The organism is Nocardia rhizosphaerae (genome assembly GCF_042650365.1).
GTDB lineage: Bacteria > Actinomycetota > Actinomycetes > Mycobacteriales > Mycobacteriaceae > Nocardia > Nocardia rhizosphaerae.
In genome coordinates, this window is record NZ_JBHSBA010000005.1 from 46,497 (window position 1) to 66,427 (window position 19,931).

The window sequence follows — 19,931 nt, forward strand, 5'->3', positions numbered from 1 at the left end:
CCGCGCCACCGGTTTATTCCGAGGCCACCGCGCCCTCAGCTCGCACGGGCAGCGGCGCGGGCCAGTGCCCGATCCCGCTGCTCCTCGAAGCGGGACGCCTTGATCTCGAGTTCGGTCAGATAGACGTGCAGTTCGTCACGGGCGCGTTCGCCCTCGGCGCCGAAATCGGAGCGCTCGAAGATCCGCCAGGTCCGCAGGACCGGCGCGAGCACCACGTCCAGATGCTGCCGCAGGTCGTAGACGCCATGCTTGGCCAGCAGGACCGCGTTGCGGCGGAAGTTGGGCTGGTTGAGGCCCGGCATCTGGAAACGCAGGATCACGTCGGTGATCGCGCGCATGCTCGCGTCGGGGGTGAGGTCGAGGGCGGCCGAGCACAGTTTGCGATAGAAGACCATGTGCAGGTTCTCGTCGGTGGCGATGCGGGCCAGCATGCGGTCGGCGATCGGGTCCTCGCACAGTCTGCCGGTATTGCGGTGGCTGATCCTGGTCGCCAATTCCTGGAAGGTGACGTAGGCGACGCCTTTGAGGAACTGCGAGCCCTTCTCCGGCTTGGCGATGCCCGCGGTCATGTGCGTCATCCTGGCCTGCTCCAGCGCCACCGGGTCGACGGCCCTGGTCACCACCAGGTAGTCGCGCATGACGATGCCGTGCCGGTTCTCCTCGGCGGTCCAGCGCCCGACCCAGGTGCCCCAGGCGTTGTCGAGGCCGAAGGTGTCGGCCAGTTCCCGATGGTAGGAGGGCAGGTTGTCCTCGGTGAGCAGGTTGGTGATCATCGCGGCCTTGGCGACCTCGCTGAGCCGGGACTGGGTGGGGTCCCAGTCGATGCCGCCCATGGCGGCGAAGTTGCGGCCCTCGTCCCACGGCACGTAGTCGTGCGGGTGCCAGTCCTTGGCCTTGGTCAGGTGGTCGTCGAGATTGGCCTCGGCGACGGGCTCGAGCTCGGCCAGGATGTCGCGGTCGGACAGCTGCAGCGTCATGGATGTTCACCTCGGTGTTGCGGACGGGTCCCCTGCGCCAACCATGAGCGCTCGACCCGGTGGCGGTCGCGCACATGACGAAAACTTGTGTGCGCTCACAGCTCAGTGCCGACGCGGCTATGCCGGGGGCAGACCCGGACCGAACTGATCGATCCGCAGCGGCAGCGCAGGCCACGGGGTGCGGTCGGGCGTGAGCTCGCCCGCGATGGTGACCCCGGCATCGAGGAACGCGGCCCTGGCCCGGTCGATGTGGTCGCTTGAGGTGACCAGAACCGCGTCCGCCAGCTCGTGTTCGGCCATCAGGACCGCGGTGTTGCGGGCATTGGCGACCGTCGACTCCGCGTGCGGCTCACGCAGGATCCGGGCCGGGTCGAGTCCGGCCGACACCAGCCAGTCGGCCATCGCGTCGGCCTCGCTCAGTCCAGCGCGCGGATTGCCGCCGGTGACGATGACCGGCGACCACGGCGCGAACATCGCCTGCACGAGACCGGCCCGCAGGCGCCGGACCAGTTCCGTGCGCAGGGTGCCCTCCGGGGTGAGCCCGTAGCCGAGGATCACCACGGCGGTGTCGGCGCCGTAGGTGGCGGGCAGATCCGGGGTGATGACCCGCTGCAGATCCCGCACCGCGGGCGGTATCGACGGTTCGGCGTTGCCGGTTTGTGGTGCGGCACAGACGAATCCCGCCGCGGCCAGCACCCCGCACACCCCTCGCATCGCCCACTTCTCCCACACCATCGCGTCGCCTCCCGGAAACTGGACCGATCGGCTCGATCGGTCGCCAGGAGGCCAAGGGTGCGCGGGGAGTCACACCGCGGGAAGGGCTTTGACCTGCGGTTACGACAGCTCACATGTGGGCAGCGCCGGTGCTGGGGCGCGGCATCGCAAAGTTTCCGCCTGTCGCGGGGTCAGCCGCCAGGGCGCAGGAACAGATACAGCGCCAGGGCCGAGGCGAACAGCAGGATCAACGCGATCGTGGACCAGCGTGGGCGTCCGCGATGGACCACGCCACGTCTGCTGCCGAGCAGTGCAGGGGCGACGACGGGGTCGATGTGCCGGTGCGGCAACGGCGCTCGCGGCTCGTCACCGCCAGCAGCACTTCCCCCACCCGACGCCTCGCCGTCGGAGTCTTCGCCGTTAGCCATGCCTCGACAGTATCGCGCTACCGCACGATTGGTCGCGGGTTCCTTTTCGTGTGTGCCGGTGGCTATTCCCCCGACAGGGTGGACAGCACCCCCTCCCCGTACTTGGCCAGCTTGTTCTCACCGACGCCGCCGACGGAACCCAGCTCGGCGAGCGAACCCGGCTTGCGCGCGGCGATCTCGCGCAGCGTCGCGTCGTGGAACACCACATAGGCGGGCACGCCCTGCTCCTTCGCGGTGGCCGCGCGCCAGGCCCGCAACCGTTCGAACAGCGGCAGGTCGGCGGCGGGCAGATCCGCGGCGGCCTTGGCGCTCTTCGGGGCGCGGGACGGGCGCGCGGCGCGCTCCGGCTCGCGACGCATGGGGACCTTGCGGCCCTCGAACAGCACCTCGTTGCTCGCCTCGGTCAGCGCGAGCACGCCGTACTCGCCCTGCACCGCGAGCAGTCCGCCGGCGAGCAGCTGGCGCACCACCCCGCGCCATTCGGTGTCGCGCAGGTCGGTGCCGATGCCGAAGACCGACAGCTCGTCGTGCCGGTGCTGGGTGACCTTCGGATTCGATTTGCCGAGCAGGATGTCGACGAGATGACCGGCGCCGAACGACTGCCCCCGTTCACGTTTGAGCCGCAATACCGTCGACAGCAGCTTCTGCGCGGCGATGGTGCCGTCCCACGTCTGCGGCGGATTCAGGCACACATCGCAGTTGCCGCAGGCCTGCCCGGACTGGCCGAAGTAGTTCAGCAGCTGCACCCGACGGCACCCGACCGTCTCGCACAGGGCCAGCATCGCGTCCAGGTGCAGCTGGAGCTGACGGCGGTGCGCGGCGTCGCCCTCGCTGGAGTCGATCATCTTGCGCTGCTGCACGACATCGGCGAGCCCGTAGACCATCCACGCGGTGGAGGCCAGCCCGTCGCGGCCCGCGCGGCCGGTCTCCTGGTAGTAGCCCTCCACCGATTTCGGCAGATCGAGGTGGGCCACGAAACGTACATCGGGCTTGTCGATACCCATGCCGAAGGCGATGGTGGCCACCACGATCAGGCCGTCCTCGCGCAGGAACCTGGCCTGGTTCTCGGCGCGGGTACGGTTGTCGAGGCCCGCGTGATACGGCACGGCGCGCACGCCGTTCTCGTTGAGCATCGCGGCGGTCTTCTCCACCGAGTTGCGGGACAGGCAGTAGACGATGCCCGCGTCGCCGGAGTGCTCGGTGCGGATGAAATCGAGCAGCTGACGATCGGCCCGGTTCTTCGACTCGATCCGGTACTGGATGTTGGGCCGGTCGAAGCTGGAGACGAACTGCTTCGCACCGCCGAGATCGAGCCGCTCGACGATCTCGGCGCGAGTCTTCTCGGTGGCGGTCGCGGTGAGCGCGATGCGCGGGACCTGCGGCCAGCGTTCGTGCAGCAGCGACAGCGCCAGATAGTCGGGGCGGAAATCGTGGCCCCACTGCGACACACAGTGCGCTTCGTCGATCGCGAACAGGGCGACCGTGCCGCGATCCAGCAGGCGCAGCGTGGATTCCAGGCGCAGTCTTTCCGGCGCGAGGTAGAGCAGGTCGAGTTCGCCTGCCACGAACTGTGCTTCGACGGTGCGGCGCTGATCCGGCGACTGGGTGGAGTTGAGGAAACCGGCGCGCACGCCGAGCGCGCTCAGCGCGTCGACCTGGTCCTGCATGAGCGCGATCAGCGGGGAGACGACCACGCCGACGCCGGGGCGAACCAGGGCGGGCACCTGGTAGCACAGCGACTTGCCGCCGCCGGTCGGCATCAGGACCAGGGCGTCGCCTCCGCTGACCACCTGGTCGACGATGGCTGCCTGATCGCCGCGGAAGCTGTCGTAGCCGAAGACCCGGCGCAGCACCTCCTCGGCGGTTTCCGGCCGCGAAGGGGCGGCCACCCGGCCCGGGGTGGCGGGGGCGAGATCGTCGAAGTGGAAGCCGCCGGTGTCGTCGAAATCGTGCTCGGAGACGTAGCCACCGTCGGACGGGTACGCGTCGTCGGGTGGGAAGTCCTCGGGTGGGAAGTCCTCGACATCGGGTGCTGTGGCGCCGGAATTGCTCACCGGGCCATCCTACGAGCGAGCGCCGGTCGCGCGGCCCCCTCCGCCGGGCCCGACGGCGGCGTTCACCGGAATTCCCTCACATGTGGACAACTCGATTTCAGGCGCGCAACCTGGCCAGGACCTCGTCGTGGAGCAGGCCGTTGCTGGCCACCGCGTCGCCACCGTGCGGACCGGATCGCCCGTCCAGGGAGGTGAACGTGCCACCGGCCTCACGGACCAGGATGTCGAGGGCGGCCAGGTCCCACAGCGACACTTCCGGCTCGGCCGCGATATCGACCGCGCCCTCCGCGACCAGGCAGTAGTTGTAGAAATCGCCGTATCCACGGACCCGCCACACCGCGTCGGTGAGGTCGACGAACTTCTCCCGCAGCCCCCGCTCGCGCCAGCCGGACAGGCTGGAGAACGCCAGGCTCGCCGAATCCAGGCCACCCACCGCAGACACCGAGATCGGCTTCGGCGCTCCCGGATGCACCTGCGCCCAGGCTCCCGACCCGGCGGCCGCCCACCACCGCCTGCCCAGCGCGGGCGCGCTGACCACGCCGACCACCGGGACACCGTCCTCGAGCAGGGCGATCAGGCTGGCCCACACCGGGACCCCACGGACGAAATTCTTGGTGCCGTCGATCGGGTCGACCACCCACTGCCGCCCGGTGAACTCCGCGTCCCCACCGAACTCCTCGCCGAGCACCGCGTCGGTGGGTCGTTCCGCGCCGAGCACCCGCCGGATCATCTGTTCCACCGCCAGGTCGGCATCCGAGACCGGGGTCAGGTCCGGCTTCGCATCGACCTTCAGGTCGACGGCGCCGAAACGCACCTTCGAGATCGCGTCGGCCTCGTCGGCCAGTCGCAGGGCAAGGTCCAGGTCAGCGGAGTATGCGGCCACGAAGGGAAGTGTATGGGCACGGCAGGCCCTTGGCCCGAGCGCCCAGCCTCCACCGCGAGCATCGGCGCCGGATCGAATCAGCACCCGCCGCCGCGAGGCCCACGCCACCGCTCCGCTTCCCACTCCGTCCTGCCTCCTCCGTCTGCCGCCCGCACGGCACACACGGCCTTGCGCAGAGCGCGTCCCGCGGCGCACCCGACCAGTCGCTGGATGTCCTGCTCCCCGCCGACGAGGCGAGCGCGTCCGCGCTGGATCGCCTGCTCGGGCGCCGTCCCGGCAGGCTGCGCGCCATCGCGAGCTGAGGCGGGTGTTTCGTGGTGTCGGAGCCGACCGGTAACCTTGGACATCGTGCATCCTGACGTTATCGCCGACCTCGCCGAACTCGACACCACGCTCAAGACGGTCGAGTCGGTCCTCGATGTCGAGGAGCTGCGCCGCCGCATCGACGAGCTGGAGCACCAGGCGGCCGATCCCGAGCTCTGGAACAACCAGGAGCACGCCCAGCAGGTGACCAGCGAGCTCTCGCACGCGCAGAGCGAACTGCGCCGCGTGGAGGATCTGCGCCAGCGGCTCGAGGACATGCCGGTGCTCTACGAGCTGGCCGAGGCCGAGGAGGGCGCCGCCGCGACGGAGGCCGTCGCCGACGCCGACGCCGAGCGCGCCACCCTGCGCGAGGACATCGAGGCGATGGAGGTGCGCACCCTGCTCTCCGGCGAATACGACAAGCGTGACGCGCTGGTCAATATTCGTTCCGGTGCCGGTGGCGTCGACGCCGCCGACTGGGCGCAGATGCTGATGCGCATGTACATCCGCTGGGCCGAGCGGCACAAGTACTCCGTCGAGGTCTACGACACCTCCTACGCCGAGGAAGCGGGCATCAAGAGCGCGACCTTCGCGGTGAAGGCGCCCTATGCCTACGGCACGCTCTCGGTGGAGATGGGCACGCACCGGCTGGTGCGGATCAGTCCGTTCGACAACCAGGGCCGCCGCCAGACCTCCTTCGCCGAGGTCGAGGTGCTGCCGGTGGTGGAGACCACCGACCACATCGAGATCCCCGACGGCGATGTCCGCGTCGACGTGTACCGCTCCTCCGGTCCGGGTGGTCAGAGCGTCAACACCACCGACTCGGCGGTGCGCCTGACCCACATCCCCACCGGCATCGTGGTGACCTGCCAGAACGAGAAGTCGCAGCTGCAGAACAAGATCTCGGCCATGCGGGTGCTGCAGGCCAAGCTGCTGGAGCGCAAGCGGCAGGAGGAGCGGGCCCAGATGGACGCGCTCAAGACCAACGAAGGCGCGTCGTGGGGCAACCAGATGCGCTCCTATGTTCTGCACCCGTATCAGATGGTGAAGGACCTGCGCACCAACTATGAGGTGAACAACCCGTCGGCCGTGCTCGACGGTGACATCGACACCTTCATCGAGTCCGGAATCCGTTGGCGCATGCGGGAACAGGCCGACGCGTAGCCATCTGTTCGCTCGCCCGGTGTGACGATCCTCGCGTTTGACCGGGCACCGTGACCGCGCTGTAACCTTTCTGGTGTGTGTTCGAGCGATCCGGAACTGTGCCAGTGTCCGCCCCGCCCCTGCCCGGCCGGGTCGGCGCGGTGAGCGGCGTCCTCGCGATCGATACCGCACCGACGATCACCGCCTGGTTGCGTTCCAGCGGGCTCGAGATCGTGCTGCTCGTGGTCGGCGCGGTACTGTTCGGCCGCTTCGCCGCGTTCCTGCGCGACCGGGTGACCACCAGGATCGACGCGGGATTCCGGTCGAGCGACGCCCTGGTCCGCACCGAGGCGGCCAAGCATCGGCACGCCCTGGCCCAGGTGATCACCTGGGTGGTGCTGACCATCGTGTACGTGCTGGTCGGCATGGAGGTGCTGCGCAGACTCGGCTTCGCGGTGACCGGCCTGGTCGCCCCTGCGGCGGTGCTCGGCGCCGCGCTCGGCTTCGGTGCGCAGCGCATCGTGCAGGACATCCTGGCCGGGTTCTTCATCATCACCGAACGCCAGTACGGCTTCGGTGACGTGGTGCAGATCGCGGTCCTCGGTTCGCCGGACCCCGCCGAAGGCACGGTGGAGGACGTGACATTGCGCATCACCACCCTGCGCAATTCCGACGGCGAGGTCATCACCGTCCCCAACGGGCAGATTGTGAAAGTGACCAACCTGTCCAAGGATTGGGCGCGCGCCGCCATCGACGTTCCGGTGTCCGCCAAGGCCGATATCAACAAGATCAACGAGATCCTGCACGAGGTGTGCGCCAAGGCCTTCCAGGACCGGCGCCTGAAGCCGCTGCTGCTCGACGAGCCGTCGGTGATGGGCGTGGAGGATCTCTCACTCGATGTGATGAACATCCGGCTGGTTGCCCGCACATTGCCGGGCAAGCAATTCGATGTGCGGCGCGAGCTGCGCGCGCGTGTGGCGGCAGCCCTGCGCAGGGAAGGAATCAGTGAAACTCCACAGTCCGATCAAGCTGCGCACGTCGGTGAAACTTCGTAAGTCGACGGCCGTTCTGCTCGCCGTCTGGATGTCGACGTTCGTGCTGTACGTGTTCGCCAAGCCCGCCGACCCGAAGGATGCCGGTCCGGTGTCGCTGCTCGATGCCGTCCCGACCATGGTCCGCCCGGCGCCGTAGCCTCGCCCGCGCCTCGCCGACGCCGTCACCGGCCAGGTCACGGGCATGGTAGCTGGCTAGACTGGCTCCCCGTGATCACCATGCGCAACGTCACCAAGTCGTACAAGACCTCGACGCGGCCGGCGCTGGACAATGTCTCCGTCGAGGTGGACAAAGGCGAATTCGTCTTCATCATCGGCCCGTCCGGTTCGGGGAAGTCGACCTTCATGCGGTTGCTGTTGAAGGAGGAGACGCCGACCACCGGCGAGATACGGGTCGCCGACTTCCGGGTGGACCGGTTGCCGGGGCGCAAGATCCCGAAGTTGCGGCAGCGCATCGGTTGCGTGTTCCAGGACTTCCGGCTGTTGCAGCAGAAGACGGTGGAGCAGAATGTGGCGTTCGCGCTGGAGGTGATCGGCAAGCGGCGCCAATTCATCGAGCGCACCGTGCCCGAGGTGCTCGACATGGTCGGGCTCGGCGGCAAGGGCACCCGGTTGCCCTCGGAACTGTCCGGTGGTGAGCAGCAGCGGGTGGCGATCGCGCGCGCGTTCGTGAATCGGCCGCTGGTGCTGCTGGCCGACGAGCCGACCGGCAACCTCGACCCCGACACCAGCGCCGACATCATGTCGCTGCTGGAGCGGATCAATCGCACCGGCACCACGGTGCTGATGGCCACCCACGACAACCACATCGTCGACTCGATGCGCAGACGGGTGGTGGAACTCGACCACGGCAGACTCGTGCGCGACGAGGCGACCGGCGTCTACGGGGTGGGGCGATAATGCGACTGAGTTTCCTGTTCACCGAGATCGTCGACGGTCTGCGCCGCAATCTGACGATGACCATCGCGATGATCCTGACCACCGCGGTGTCGCTGATGATGCTCGGCGGCGGCATGCTGTCGGTGCGGATGGCCGACAAGACCGAGAACTTCTTCATCGGCAGACTCGAGGTGCGCTTCTACCTCGACGACGCCGTGTCCGAGACCGACCCCGACTGCGCGGCCGAGCCGTGCAAGTCGCTGCTCGCCGACCTGAAGGCCACCTCCGGGGTGGAAAGTGTGCAGTTCCTCAATCGCGCCGACGCGCTCGAGGAGGCCAAGGAGCTGTTCGCCGACCAGCCGGAGATGGTGCAGTACATCGCCGACTCGCCGCTGCCTGCCTCGCTGCGGGTGAAGATGACCGACGCCGAGCAGTATCAGCACATCTACGACAGCTTCGCGACCAGGCAGGGCGTGCGGATCGTCGCCAACGACAAGGAGTTCGTCGACCGCCTGGTGAGCCTGTTCGACGGGTTGCGCAACGCCGCGTTCGGGTTGGCGCTGGTGATGGCGCTGGCGGCGATGCTGTTGGTGCTGAACATGGTGCAGATCGCCGCGTATACGCGGCGCACCGAGGTCGGCATCATGCGGTTGGTCGGCGCGACCCGCTGGTATACCCAGCTGCCGTTCCTGCTGGAGGCGGTGGTCGCGGCGTTCGCCGGTTCGGTGCTGGCGGTTCTCGGCTTGGTGATCGCGCGACCGCTGGTGATCGATCGCGCGCTCGGCCCGCTGTTCGACAGCAATGTGTTCCCGCGCATCACCGGTGACGACATCGCGGTGGTCGCGTTGACGATCGCGCCCATCGGCATCGTCTTCGCTGGGGTGACCGCCTACCTCACCCTGCGCTTCTACGTCCGCGAGTAGGCCGAAAGACCACCCTGGACAGTTGATCATCAGGCGCTCAGGGATTTTCCTTCTCGGCCGACGCCGCCAGGAAAGCCTGGTGATCGACGGTCCAGTTGGATCATCCCAGCGTGCGCAGGTGTGGCCACAGCTGTGACCAGGGCTGAAGGGGATCGCGGCACAGGGCGAGGGGTTGGCCTTGTTCGTCGTTGTCGATGCCGAGGCCGTTGTCGATGGTGCCGAGGGGTTCCACCGTGGCGCACAGTGCGACGAGCCGATCGTGCGGAATGCCGACGGTGAGGACTTCGGTGGCCGTATCCGGCGGCGGGCCCCACCACCAGTAGGCGTTGTGACCCGAATACGGAGTCGGCAGACCGTATTCGGCGCCGTAGCGCTCGATCGCACCCGCCTCGCCGTAGTTGGCGGTGAGGATGTCGGCGCCGGGCGGGCGGGCCGCCGCGACCTGAGCCACGAACCGGGGCCAGCCGATGGTCTCGCCCGCGTCGTAGTTCACCGCGAGGACCGGGGTTTCCGGGAGATCGGCGACCGGGAACACCGGCAGGAACAGCACCGCCGACATGGCCGCGTTCACCGCGAGCAGCGCGCCGACCGCGACCCAGCGCACGCGGTGCTCGCCCAGCACCGCGGCGAGCCCGACCGACCCGGCGGCCAGCAGCACCGGATACATCCCGCCCAGGTAGTACGCCTTGCCGCCGACGACGCCGAACAGCACGAACAGCACGACGTAGGCCAGCGCGAAGGCCCGGTACGGTGAGCGCCACAACCGCCAGAGCCCGTAGACCCACAGCGGTACCAGCAACGGACTGAACAGCCCGAACTGTAAGAGCACGAACATGATCGGCGAATCGGAGGTTCCCGAGGAACCGCCCGCGATCGCCCGGCTCAGTGTCCACTGCGGCCAGCCGTTGCTCGCCTGCCACCACAGGTAGGGCGCCGTCAGCGCCGCTGCGATACCGATCGCCGCCGGGAAGTACTTGGTGGCGAAGACTTCTCGCCGCCCGGTCAGCAGCAGCGCCAGGGCGAGCACGACCACCGGCACCACGATCAGCACCTTGTTCTGCACCCCGAGTCCGGCCACCACACCGACCGCGAGCCACCACCGCGGGTCGGCGCCGCGCAGCAACTTCAGCACCAACAGACAGATCAGCGACCAGGCGGCCAGATCGAACACGGTGGTCCCGAACAGATGACCCGCCGTCTGCGTCAGCGCCGCGGCCGCCACCGCACCCGCCGCCAGCGCCCGCGCGCCCCTGCCACCACCCAGTTCCCCGGCCAGCAGCCCGGCACACACCACGACAAAGGTGGCCGCCGCGATCGCGGGCAGCCGCAATACCCACAGCGCATCGGGGTCGACGGCCGACATCAGGCGGGCCAGTGCCGGGGTCAGCGGTGGTTGATCGGGGTACCCCCAGTCCAGGTGCCGACCGGCGGTGAGGAAATACAACTCGTCGCGGTGGTATCCGTAGCGCGACGAAGTGATCAACAGAACCAGGGCGAAAACCGACGCGATCACGGTCACTCGTCCAGACTGACACGGATCCCGGGATTTCGCGGACATCGACGAGCTTCTTACTCTGGAGTAAGATAGTCTTACCGAGGAGTAAGATAGCTGGGGTCACAAGCACCCCGGACAGCCGAGGAAATCAGGTGATGATGAGCACTCGAGACAGCGCGACGAAGCGACGTCCGAACGACACGTCCGCGGTCGGCCTCAGCCAGCCCAAGCGGGACTGGATGGGCGCCGCGATGCGCGCTTTGACGACCATTACCGGGTCGGAGCTCGCCGAGAAGTACAACCTGCGCAAGCCCATCGAACGCGTCACCTACGAGGGCACCAAGACCGGGTTCCGTACCCTCGGCGCCGCCACCCGCACCTTCGCCAAGGTCACCGGCGGCGGCCAGCCCAAGCGGCTACCCGACAACGAGGCCAAGACCAAGGACTACTTCGACCTCACTCCGTCCGACGAGCAGCAGATGATCGTCGAGACCGTGCGCGAGTTCGCCGGTGAGATCCTGCGCCCGGCCGCCTACGACGCCGACAACGCGGCCAAGGCACCGCGCGATCTGCTCGAGCGGGCCGCCGAACTCGGTATCACCCTGATCAATGTCCCCGAGGAGCTCGAGGGCGCGGCCGCCGAGCGCGGCGCCGTCACCAACTCCCTGGTGGCCGAGGCCCTCGCGCACGGTGACATGGGACTGGCGCTGCCGATCCTCGCGCCGAGCGGCGTGGCCGTCGCGCTCTCGCAGTGGGGCACCGACGCGCAGCAGCAGACCTACCTGCCCGCCTTCACCGGCGAGAACGTGCCGCAGGCCTCGGTGGTCATCGCCGAGCCGCGCGCGCTGTTCGACCCGTTCGCGCTGCAGACCAAGGCCACCCGCTCCCCCAGCGGCTTCCGGCTCACCGGCGTGAAGAGCCTGGTCCCGGCCGCCGCCGACGCCGAGCTGTTCATCGTTGCCGCCGAACTGGACGGGCGCCCCGCGCTGTTCGTCGTCGAATCCGACACCGCGGGCCTTTCGGTCGAGGCCGATCCGAGCATGGGGCTGCGCGCCGCCGGGCTCGGCAGGCTGATCCTGGACAACGTGGCCGTCGGCGCCGACGCCGTACTCGGCGACGGTGACGCCAAGGCCCGCGCCGAGGAATACGCCGACGCCGTGCAGCTGGCTCGCCTGGGCTGGTCGTCGCTGGCCATCGGCACCGGCCAGGCCGTGCTCGACTACGTGGTCCCCTACGTGAACGAGCGCGAGGCGTTCGGCGAGCCCATCTCGCACCGCCAGGCGGTCGCGTTCATGGTGGCCAATATGGCGATCGAGCTCGACGGTCTGCGGCTGGTGACGCTGCGCGGCGCCTCGCGCGCCGAGCAGGGCCTGTCGTTCGCCCGCGAGGCCGCGCTGGCCCGCAAGCTGGCCACCGACAAGGGCATGCAGATCGGTCTGGACGGCGTGCAGCTGCTCGGCGGCCACGGCTTCACCAAGGAACACCCGGTCGAGCGCTGGTACCGGGACCTGCGAGCCGTCGGCGTCGCCGAGGGCGTGGTGCTCGTGTAGTTGGCGCGCTGGCGCGCGCGGGTTCGCGGCCCTTCAGGCCTCGATTCTTCCCTCCTCCGCTCAGTCGCTTCGCTCCATCGCTCCGTCAGTCCAGAATCAAGGCGGGCCGCGAACGGCCAACTCCCCCCAGGAGACTTGAACATGATCAACCTCGAACTCCCCAAGAAGCTGAAGGCGAGCGCGAACCAGGCCCACCAGGTCGCCGCGCAGATCTTCCGCCCCATCTCCCGCAAGTACGACCTCGCCGAGCACGAGTACCCGGTCGAGCTCGACACCATGGCCGCCATGGTGGAGGGCCTGGCCGACTCCGGTACCCAGAAGATCGGCGGCGCCGCAGGCGGCCGCAACGACGAGGCCGGCGACACCGATATCCTCGCCAATGCCAACGGCGGCAATATGTCCGCGCTGCTCAACGCGCTGGAGACCTCGTGGGGCGATGTCGGCCTGATGCTGACCATCCCCTACCAGGGCCTCGGTAACGCAGCGATCGCCGCGGTCGCCACCGACGAGCAGCTGGCCCGGTTCGGCAAGGTGTGGGCGTCGATGGCCATCACCGAGCCCTCCTTCGGGTCCGACTCGGCGGCCGTCACCACCACCGCCGTGCTCGACGGCGACGAGTGGGTGCTCAACGGCGAGAAGATCTTCGTCACCGCCGGTGAGCGCTCCACCCATATCGTGGTGTGGGCGACCGTCGACAAGAGCCTCGGCCGCGCGGCGATCAAGTCGTTCGTCGTTCCCCGCGACGCTCCCGGCCTTTCGGTGGCGCGGCTCGAGCACAAGCTCGGCATCAAGGCCTCCGACACCGCCGTGCTGCTACTGCAGGACTGCCGCATCCCGGCCGACAACATCCTCGGCTCGCCGGAAGTCAACGTGGAGAAGGGTTTCGCCGGGGTCATGCAGACCTTCGACAACACCCGCCCACTGGTGGCCGCGATGGCGGTCGGCGTCGCGCGTGCCGCGCTCGAGGAACTGCGCACCATCCTCACCGAGGCCGGTGTCGAGATCTCCTACGACACCCCCGCGATGAACCAGAGCGCCGCCGCCGCCGAATTCCTGCGCCTGGAAGCCGATTACGAGTCGGCCTACCTGCTGTCGCTGCGTGCGGCCTGGATGGCCGACAACAAGAAGCCCAACTCGCTCGAGGCTTCCATGTCCAAGGCCAAGGCGGGCCGCACCGGCACCGACGTCACCCTCAAGGCCGTCGAGCTGGCAGGCACCGTCGGCTACTCCCAGCGCCTGCTTCTGGAGAAGTGGGGCCGCGACTCGAAGATCCTCGACATCTTCGAAGGCACCCAGCAGATCCAGCAGCTGATCGTGGCTCGCCGGGTCCTCGGCAAGACCAGCGCCGAGCTGAAGTGAGCTGAGACCTGTTCGGCAGAACCGGTGCGAGCCATCCTGGCTCGCACCGGTTTTCGCGTCTTCGGCCTACAGCGTCGTGGTGTTGTCGGTGTGGAGGTGGCGGTCGAGGCGGTGGGGGTCGATGTCGAGGAGGGGGCGGTCCCAGTTCGCGAGGTCGGCGGCCGCGGCGTAGGTGGTGTCGAGGAAGTGCAGGAGGGTGGCGTCGGGGTCGGCGCTCTCGCGGACGACCTCGTAGGGGAGGACGAATTCGCCGAGGGCGGGGTCCCAGTGGGCGCCGTCGGGGCCCGCGGGGCGGTCGGGGTAACCATCGGGGGCGGGGTAGGTGTAGGCGTAGAACATGCCTTCGGTGCCGCCGGGCCAGAAGCCCGCGCTGGCGCACTCGCGCGAATACCCTTCCTCCATAACCCAGTCCGCGCAGTTCGGGGCACCGCCGGGGTGGAGCGGGGCGGTGCGGCCGGAGAAGCGGGTGCAGGCGAGGTCGAGCGCGCCCCAGAAGACGTGGACGGGGCTGGTCTTGCCCGCGAAGCCGGCGCGCCAGAGCTGGAAGACCCGCTCGATCTGGACCAGCTGGCGCCAGAACGTGGTGACGGCGGTGCCGTCGTAGGACCGGTGGGTGGTGTCCTCGGCGAACGGGATCGCCGGGTCGACCTCGTTCGGTGATGCGTCGATATCGAGGGCGATATCGAGCCGGCCGAGCACCTGACCCACCTCGGCGAAGAAGTCGGCGACCGTGCGCGGGCGCAGGGCGACACTCGCGCGCCGGGCATCACTGGTACGCAGGACGAGTTCGTGGTCGACGAAGTCGAACTCGACGTCGAGCAGGCGCCCGTCGACCGGGATGGCACCCGTGCTCAGCCCACGCGCGTTCACCGCGAAGGTGACGTTCCACCAGTGGTTCACCAGCGGTGTGCCCGCCAGCTTCAGCTTGCCGACGATCTGGGTCCACATATGCAGCGTGTCACGGGTCTCGGACCACGAATCGACGCGCAGGGCAGGCCATTCGGCCTTGGCGGGGGTCAAGCGGGCCATCGGATTCCTCGCTCTCTCGGTGCGCGACCGCGGTGGGTCCGCCCGTTCACAGCCAGGTGCGCTGGCTGACTGGTCAACCGTCCGGCACTTCTCGCGACATCCCATGGTACGTCGGCGCAGGCCGGGCCCCGGCAGGTACCGATCGCGGCACACCCTGTTGCATGGGACTCAGAGTCCCATATAAAGTGAGACCTGCGCCACCACGAAGGAGACATCACCGATGCTGTCAACCGCCCCCAAGAACACCGCGACCGATCCCGAGTACCACGAGATCCTGCGCAACCTGTCCGACGGTTCGGTGAACCGGCATTTCGATCCGTATGTCGATATCGATTGGGATTCGCCGGAGTTCGCGGTGCATTCCGATGATCCGCGCTGGATCATGCCCGATGAGGACCCGCTGGGCCGCCACCCCTGGTACAAGGCGCAGCCGGTGGAGAAGCGGATCGCGATGGGGATGTGGCGTCAGGCCGGGATCGCGAAGGTCGGGCTGGATTTCGAGCAGCTGCTGATCCGGGGGTTGATGCAGTATCTGATCTCGGTGCCCAACGGTGATCCGGAGTTCCGGTATGTCACCCACGAGGCGGCCGAAGAGTGCAATCACACGATGATGTTCCAGGAGATGATCAACCGGATCGGGTATCGCGATGTGGTGGGGATGGGTTCCATCGATCGCAAGCTGACGATGGCCATCTGGCCTGCGGTGAAGTATTTCCCCGAGTTGTTCTTCACGATGATCCTCGGTGGGGAGGAGCCGATCGATCATCTGCAGAAGTCGCTGTTGCGCGGGGGTGTGGATCTGCATCCGATGGTGAACCGGGTGATGCAGATCCATGTGGCCGAGGAAGCGCGGCACATCTCCTTCGCCCACGAATACCTGCGCCGCAATGTCCCCGGCATGAACCCGGTGACGAAAGCCGTTCTGTCGGTGGCCTTCCCGATCGCCATGCGGGTCATGCTCGACATGATCATGACTCCGCCGAAGGAATTCGTGGACAAGTTCGGCATTCCGGCCGAGGTGATGCGCGAGGCGTACTGGAGCGGTGCGGAATCGCAGACCACCATGCGCAATATCTTCGGCGACGTGCGGGCGCTGGCCACCAACAGCGGCCTGATGAACCCGGTCGCCAAGCTCACCTGGCGGCTGCTCGGCATCGACGGGCCGGTCACCCGCTACCGCAGCGAGCCCGCCCGCAAGGCCGCCTGACCCCTCCCCGCGGTGTACACCCCGATGTACAGTGGGATATGGCCGATTACGAGACGGTGCCGCTGACCGAATTACGAGGTCAGCTCGGCAGTGTGCTGGACGGGGTGTCCGCGAGCGGACGGCCGGTGATCGTGACGCGGGAGGGGAAGGAGCTGGTCGCGGTGGTACCCGCGGAGGTATTGCGGCATGGGGCGTTGCCCCCGGCGTACTTCAACGACGATCTGCGTCAGCAGATCCTCGGCGGACTCGACGACCGGATCAAGACGCACACCGCCGCCGAGATCGCCGACGCGGAAGCCAAGCTGGACAAACTCATGAGCGCACTGGACGGCTCGGGCGCGAGCGGCCGGTGAGCGTCGCCGACCACACCGCCCTCACCTCGCTGGCCATGTCCCCGCTGTTCGGGCAGGTGATCATGCGCCAGTTCACCCAGCAGCGCCGGATCATGGTGGTGCCGACGGTGAGCCTGATGGCCGCCATGCGCGCGGTCGACAACATCGACGAACTCGGGCGGCTGCTCGACAATCGCGTCGCCGTGCGCTGGGCCGAGCTGGACGCCGCCACCGCGATCCGCACCGGCACCTCCATCCCGATGGCCGACGACCACACCGAGTGGCCGCTGATCGCGCCCGTCGTCTTCACCGCGCAGAACCTCGATATGCCGGTGCTCACCGCCAAGCCGGAGCTGTATCGCGGCTACAAAGTGCAGGTCGCGCCGATGCCGTGAGGCCGGTGGGTTACCGTGCACAGCAGGCCGACGGCCATGCGATCGATCTTCGCGGCGCCGACCGGCCGGTTCCGGAGCGAACGAATCACCAGGGAAAAGCAGTACCAGGAACACTCGAGGAGAGCTGGTTATGCATCATCTGAGTTTCACGCGTCGCCTCACCACCGCGGTAGCCGCCACCTCGGCCGCCGTCGCCATCGTCTTCGCGGCCCCCGCTGTCGCCGACCCGGCACCGCAGACCACGGTCGACGTGGCCGCCGCCGTCTCGCAGCTGCGCACCACGGTCGCCGACAACCCGGGGGCGTTGGCCGCCCTCGACCAGCTGGTCGAGCAGGGCACGGTCGATGTGGCGCTGCCCGCCCAGCCGTTCCAGATCCCGGCGACCTCCGATATCGGCCAGAACGGCGGCGGCCCCGGCGTCTACGGCTCCGGCATCGCGCTCGACATCGACGGCTTCCGGATGGGCTTCTTCGGCGGGCCTGGCACCATCTCCCCGAACCAGGGCGAGGCCAAGCTCGAGGTCATGTGGCTGAACCTGTCCAACGGCCAGAGCGGCACCGCTGTACTGAACGAGCACCAGGACGTCCCGGTCGACACCACCATCCGGTCCGCGCCGCTGAACACCGGCGGTGGCCTGATCGTGGCCGCGGTCTACGGCAGCCTGTGGCACCGCTGGCAGGTGCCGGTCTCCGAACAGCACCCCGACGGCTACGCCTACCAGCTCGGCCGCATCCAGCAGCCGTCCTTCGGCGCCGTCACGCGCTAGGCGTACCTCCGCCTTCGCTCCGGCCATGCGCGGTCTGATGAGTGCTACGCACGCAGCACTATCAGGCACACCGTTCGCCGCGTCCCGGAATCACTCCGATTCCGGGACGCGCGTTCGTTTCCGGCCCGCCGTGCCGCCACACCAAGGGGCCGCCGTGGCGTAGGTTGGCCGCGTGGATCTGGTCGACCGACTCGAAGAATTGGAACGGCGGGTTGCCGCCCTGGAGGACTCCCGCGCCGACGGTGCTGACGGGCAGCAACTGCCCTGGGCGGTGGCGCGGCTACGGCAGGAGTTCGACGATGCCGCGGTGCGCAACGGCGGAGTACTGATGGCGGGGGCGCTACACCTGCCGACCGGCGAGCGGTTCGATTGGCAGGCCCAGTTCCCGATCGACACCATCGTCGGCGAGGAGTGGACCACCGAGGTCGCCAATTGTCTTGCCGCCCTCGCCGATCCGGTCCGCCTGCGGCTGCTGCGCGAGATCGTCTACGGGCGCCGTACCGCCGCCGATCTGGCCGCCATCTCCGAGCTCGGCTCCTCGGCCGACATCTACCAGCACCTGCGCCAGCTGGCGGCGGTCGGCTGGCTGCAGACCGCGGGCCGCGGCCGGTTCGAGGTGCCGGAGAACCGGCTCATCCCGTTGCTCGCCGCCCTGGCCAGCGCGCAGCGATAGGGCATTTGCCCGAATTTGCCGCTTCAATACTGTGATGTAGTGCACACCTACTGCTACCGTTGGCGTCAGATATCACTGCGCTGGAGGTAGCCGAGTGAACGTGTCTCATCTGCTCGAAACCGTGAAGGCACTCGGGGTGCTGCGTTCGCGCGGGGTCACCGATCCCACCAAGCCGCTCGAAACCCTGCGGACGATGAAGGAATCCAAGATCTACGGCCCGCAGGCCACCCTGGTCCGGCATTCCGCCCGCGTCGCCCCCGAGCAGGTCGCCCTGGCCGACGAGCGCGGCGAACTCACCTATCGCGAACTCGACGAGCAGTCCACCGCGATCGCCCGCGGCCTGCACGACGCGGGCATCGGCGAGGGCATGGTGATCGCCGTGCTGGCCCGCGACCATCGCGGGCTCATCATGTCGATGATCGCGGCGGGCAAGCTGGGTGCGCGGATCGCGCTGATGAACACCGGCTTCGCCAAGCCACAGTTCGCCGAGGTGTGCCAGCGCGAGAAGGTGCGCGCCGTGCTGCACGACAGCGAGTTCATCGGACTGCTCGACGCGCTGCCCGCCGACCTGCCGCGTTTCCTCACCTGGGTCGACGAGGGGGCCGAATTGCCCGAGGGCGCGACGACCTTCGACGATCTCATCGCGGGCAACTCCACCGAGCCGCTGCCCGCGCCGAGCAAGCCGGGCGGCTTCATCATCCTCACCAGCGGCACCACCGGGCTGCCCAAGGGCGCGCCGCGCACCAAGGTGACTCCGATGGCGACCGCCCAGTTCGTCGACCGGGTGCCCTTCCCGAAGCGCGGCACCATGATGATCGTCTCGCCGATCTTCCACAGCACCGGCCTCGGCACCTGGCTGGTCGGCACCATCCTGTCGAACAAGATCGTGATGCGTCGCCGCTTCGACGCCGAGGCCACCTTGGCCGCCATCGCCGAGCACAAAGTGGAGATGCTCGTGTGCGTGCCGACCATGCTGCACCGGCTCACCGAACTCCCCGATGAGGTGCGCGCCAAATACGACACCTCCTCGCTGAAGGTGATCCTGTTCGCCGGTTCGGCGCTCTCGCCGGAGCTGTGCGTGCGCGCCACCGAGGTCTTCGGGCCGGTGCTCTACAACCTCTACGGCTCCACCGAGGTGGCCATCGCGACCATCGCGAATCCGGCCGAGCTGGCCGAAGCGCCGGGCACCTGCGGCCGCTCCCCGATCACCTGCGAGGTCCGCCTCTATGACGACAACGACCAGCGGGTGCAGACACCGGAGACCCCCGGCCGGATCTTCGTGCGCAGCGGCGCGCCGTTCGAGGGGTACACCGACGGCAGGAACAAGCAGATCATCGACGGTTTCATGTCCAGTGGCGACATGGGGCACTTCACCGCGTCGGGACTGCTCATGGTCGACGGGCGCGACGACGACATGATCGTCTCCGGCGGTGAGAACGTGTTCCCGCAGGAAGTGGAGAACCTGCTGGTGGAGCGGCCCGATGTCTTCGATGTGGCCGTCGTCGGCGTCGACGATGTGGAATTCGGCAAACGGCTGCGCGCCTTCGTGGTGCTCGAAGCGGGACACAGCACCGACGCCGCCACGATCCAGGCTCACGTCAAGGAGAATCTGGCCAGGTACAAGGTGCCGCGCGAGGTGGTGTTCCTCGAGGAGCTGCCGCGCAACGCGACCGGCAAGATCCTGCGCCGCGTGCTCGTGGACTATGAGGTTTCACAGTGATCACCGACACCGATGCTTGCTATTGTTAGCACCAGCACTGGATCTCGAT

General features: G+C 68.2%; 20 protein-coding genes. 13 read left to right on the forward strand and 7 right to left on the reverse strand.

Annotated features, from left to right (window positions below; genetic code table 11):
• Positions 1-35: 35 nt before the first annotated feature.
• The 5 genes from ACFOW8_RS09905 to hisN all read right to left on the reverse strand — a co-directional run bounded on the left by ACFOW8_RS09905 (position 36) and on the right by hisN (position 5,056).
• Positions 36-977, reverse strand: a complete 942-nt coding sequence (locus tag ACFOW8_RS09905; protein WP_378548962.1) for an acyl-ACP desaturase — start codon at positions 975-977, stop codon at positions 36-38.
• A gap of 117 nt (positions 978-1,094) precedes the next feature.
• Complete coding sequence (locus ACFOW8_RS09910) at positions 1,095-1,712, reverse strand: YdcF family protein (protein ID WP_378548965.1); 618 nt, start codon at positions 1,710-1,712, stop codon at positions 1,095-1,097.
• Positions 1,713-1,882: 170 nt separating this feature from the next.
• Complete coding sequence (locus tag ACFOW8_RS09915; RefSeq protein WP_378548968.1) at positions 1,883-2,119, reverse strand: hypothetical protein; 237 nt, start codon at positions 2,117-2,119, stop codon at positions 1,883-1,885.
• A gap of 62 nt (positions 2,120-2,181) precedes the next feature.
• On the reverse strand, positions 2,182-4,173 hold the full coding sequence (gene recQ / locus ACFOW8_RS09920; protein ID WP_378548971.1) for a DNA helicase RecQ: 1,992 nt from the start codon (positions 4,171-4,173) through the stop codon (positions 2,182-2,184).
• 97 nt (positions 4,174-4,270) lie between these two features.
• Positions 4,271-5,056 carry a histidinol-phosphatase gene (gene hisN / locus ACFOW8_RS09925; RefSeq protein ID WP_378548973.1) on the reverse strand — a complete coding sequence of 262 codons (786 nt, stop codon included), beginning with the start codon at positions 5,054-5,056 and terminating at the stop codon, positions 4,271-4,273.
• A 348-nt stretch (positions 5,057-5,404) separates the two neighbouring features.
• On the opposite strand from hisN, the gene prfB reads away from it, so the two are divergent.
• The 5 genes from prfB (at position 5,405) to ftsX (ending at position 9,356) form a co-directional block, all read left to right on the forward strand.
• Positions 5,405-6,523, forward strand: coding sequence for a peptide chain release factor 2 (gene prfB / locus ACFOW8_RS09930; RefSeq protein ID WP_378548976.1), 1,119 nt, complete (start codon positions 5,405-5,407; stop codon positions 6,521-6,523).
• 140 nt (positions 6,524-6,663) lie between these two features.
• Positions 6,664-7,557, forward strand: a complete 894-nt coding sequence (locus ACFOW8_RS09935) for a mechanosensitive ion channel family protein (protein WP_378550673.1) — start codon at positions 6,664-6,666, stop codon at positions 7,555-7,557.
• Positions 7,544-7,693, forward strand: coding sequence for a hypothetical protein (locus ACFOW8_RS09940; protein WP_378548979.1), 150 nt, complete (start codon positions 7,544-7,546; stop codon positions 7,691-7,693). Before ACFOW8_RS09935 ends, ACFOW8_RS09940 begins: the two co-directional genes overlap by 14 nt.
• 71 nt (positions 7,694-7,764) lie before the next feature.
• Complete coding sequence (gene ftsE / locus ACFOW8_RS09945; protein ID WP_378548982.1) at positions 7,765-8,454, forward strand: cell division ATP-binding protein FtsE; 690 nt, start codon at positions 7,765-7,767, stop codon at positions 8,452-8,454.
• Entirely contained in the window at positions 8,454-9,356 is a 903-nt protein-coding gene (ftsX, locus tag ACFOW8_RS09950; protein WP_378548985.1) for a permease-like cell division protein FtsX, read from the forward strand. The genes ftsE and ftsX overlap by 1 nt, the downstream gene beginning before the upstream one ends.
• A 100-nt stretch (positions 9,357-9,456) precedes the next feature.
• On the opposite strand, the gene ACFOW8_RS09955 is transcribed toward ftsX, so the two are convergent.
• Positions 9,457-10,875 carry a glycosyltransferase family 39 protein gene (locus tag ACFOW8_RS09955; protein ID WP_378548988.1) on the reverse strand — a complete coding sequence of 473 codons (1,419 nt, stop codon included), beginning with the start codon at positions 10,873-10,875 and terminating at the stop codon, positions 9,457-9,459.
• Between the two features lie 131 nt (positions 10,876-11,006).
• On the opposite strand from ACFOW8_RS09955, the gene ACFOW8_RS09960 reads away from it, so the two are divergent.
• Positions 11,007-12,401, forward strand: coding sequence for an acyl-CoA dehydrogenase family protein (locus ACFOW8_RS09960; protein WP_378548991.1), 1,395 nt, complete (start codon positions 11,007-11,009; stop codon positions 12,399-12,401).
• A gap of 141 nt (positions 12,402-12,542) precedes the next feature.
• Positions 12,543-13,760: an acyl-CoA dehydrogenase family protein gene (locus tag ACFOW8_RS09965; protein WP_378548994.1), complete on the forward strand. Its 1,218-nt coding sequence runs from the start codon at positions 12,543-12,545 to the stop codon at positions 13,758-13,760.
• A gap of 66 nt (positions 13,761-13,826) precedes the next feature.
• On the opposite strand, the gene ACFOW8_RS09970 is transcribed toward ACFOW8_RS09965, so the two are convergent.
• On the reverse strand, positions 13,827-14,789 hold the full coding sequence (locus ACFOW8_RS09970; protein WP_378548997.1) for a DUF5996 family protein: 963 nt from the start codon (positions 14,787-14,789) through the stop codon (positions 13,827-13,829).
• Between the two features lie 220 nt (positions 14,790-15,009).
• Here ACFOW8_RS09970 and ACFOW8_RS09975 point away from each other — a divergent pair, with 220 nt between their 5' ends.
• The 6 genes from ACFOW8_RS09975 (at position 15,010) to ACFOW8_RS10000 (ending at position 19,882) form a co-directional block, all read left to right on the forward strand.
• Positions 15,010-15,996: an AurF N-oxygenase family protein gene (locus tag ACFOW8_RS09975; protein WP_378549000.1), complete on the forward strand. Its 987-nt coding sequence runs from the start codon at positions 15,010-15,012 to the stop codon at positions 15,994-15,996.
• Positions 15,997-16,034: 38 nt separating this feature from the next.
• The gene (locus ACFOW8_RS09980; RefSeq protein WP_378549003.1) at positions 16,035-16,349 is read left to right on the forward strand and encodes a type II toxin-antitoxin system Phd/YefM family antitoxin; all 315 of its coding nucleotides are present in this window, start codon (positions 16,035-16,037) and stop codon (positions 16,347-16,349) included.
• Positions 16,346-16,723 carry a hypothetical protein gene (locus tag ACFOW8_RS09985; RefSeq protein WP_378549006.1) on the forward strand — a complete coding sequence of 126 codons (378 nt, stop codon included), beginning with the start codon at positions 16,346-16,348 and terminating at the stop codon, positions 16,721-16,723. Before ACFOW8_RS09980 ends, ACFOW8_RS09985 begins: the two co-directional genes overlap by 4 nt.
• A 130-nt stretch (positions 16,724-16,853) precedes the next feature.
• Positions 16,854-17,489, forward strand: coding sequence for a hypothetical protein (locus ACFOW8_RS09990; RefSeq protein ID WP_378549008.1), 636 nt, complete (start codon positions 16,854-16,856; stop codon positions 17,487-17,489).
• Positions 17,490-17,661: 172 nt separating this feature from the next.
• On the forward strand, positions 17,662-18,162 hold the full coding sequence (locus ACFOW8_RS09995) for an ArsR/SmtB family transcription factor (protein WP_378549011.1): 501 nt from the start codon (positions 17,662-17,664) through the stop codon (positions 18,160-18,162).
• 94 nt (positions 18,163-18,256) lie between these two features.
• A complete protein-coding gene (locus tag ACFOW8_RS10000) occupies positions 18,257-19,882 on the forward strand; it encodes an acyl-CoA synthetase (protein WP_378549014.1) in 1,626 nt (541 codons plus the stop codon).
• Positions 19,883-19,931 lie beyond the last annotated feature (49 nt).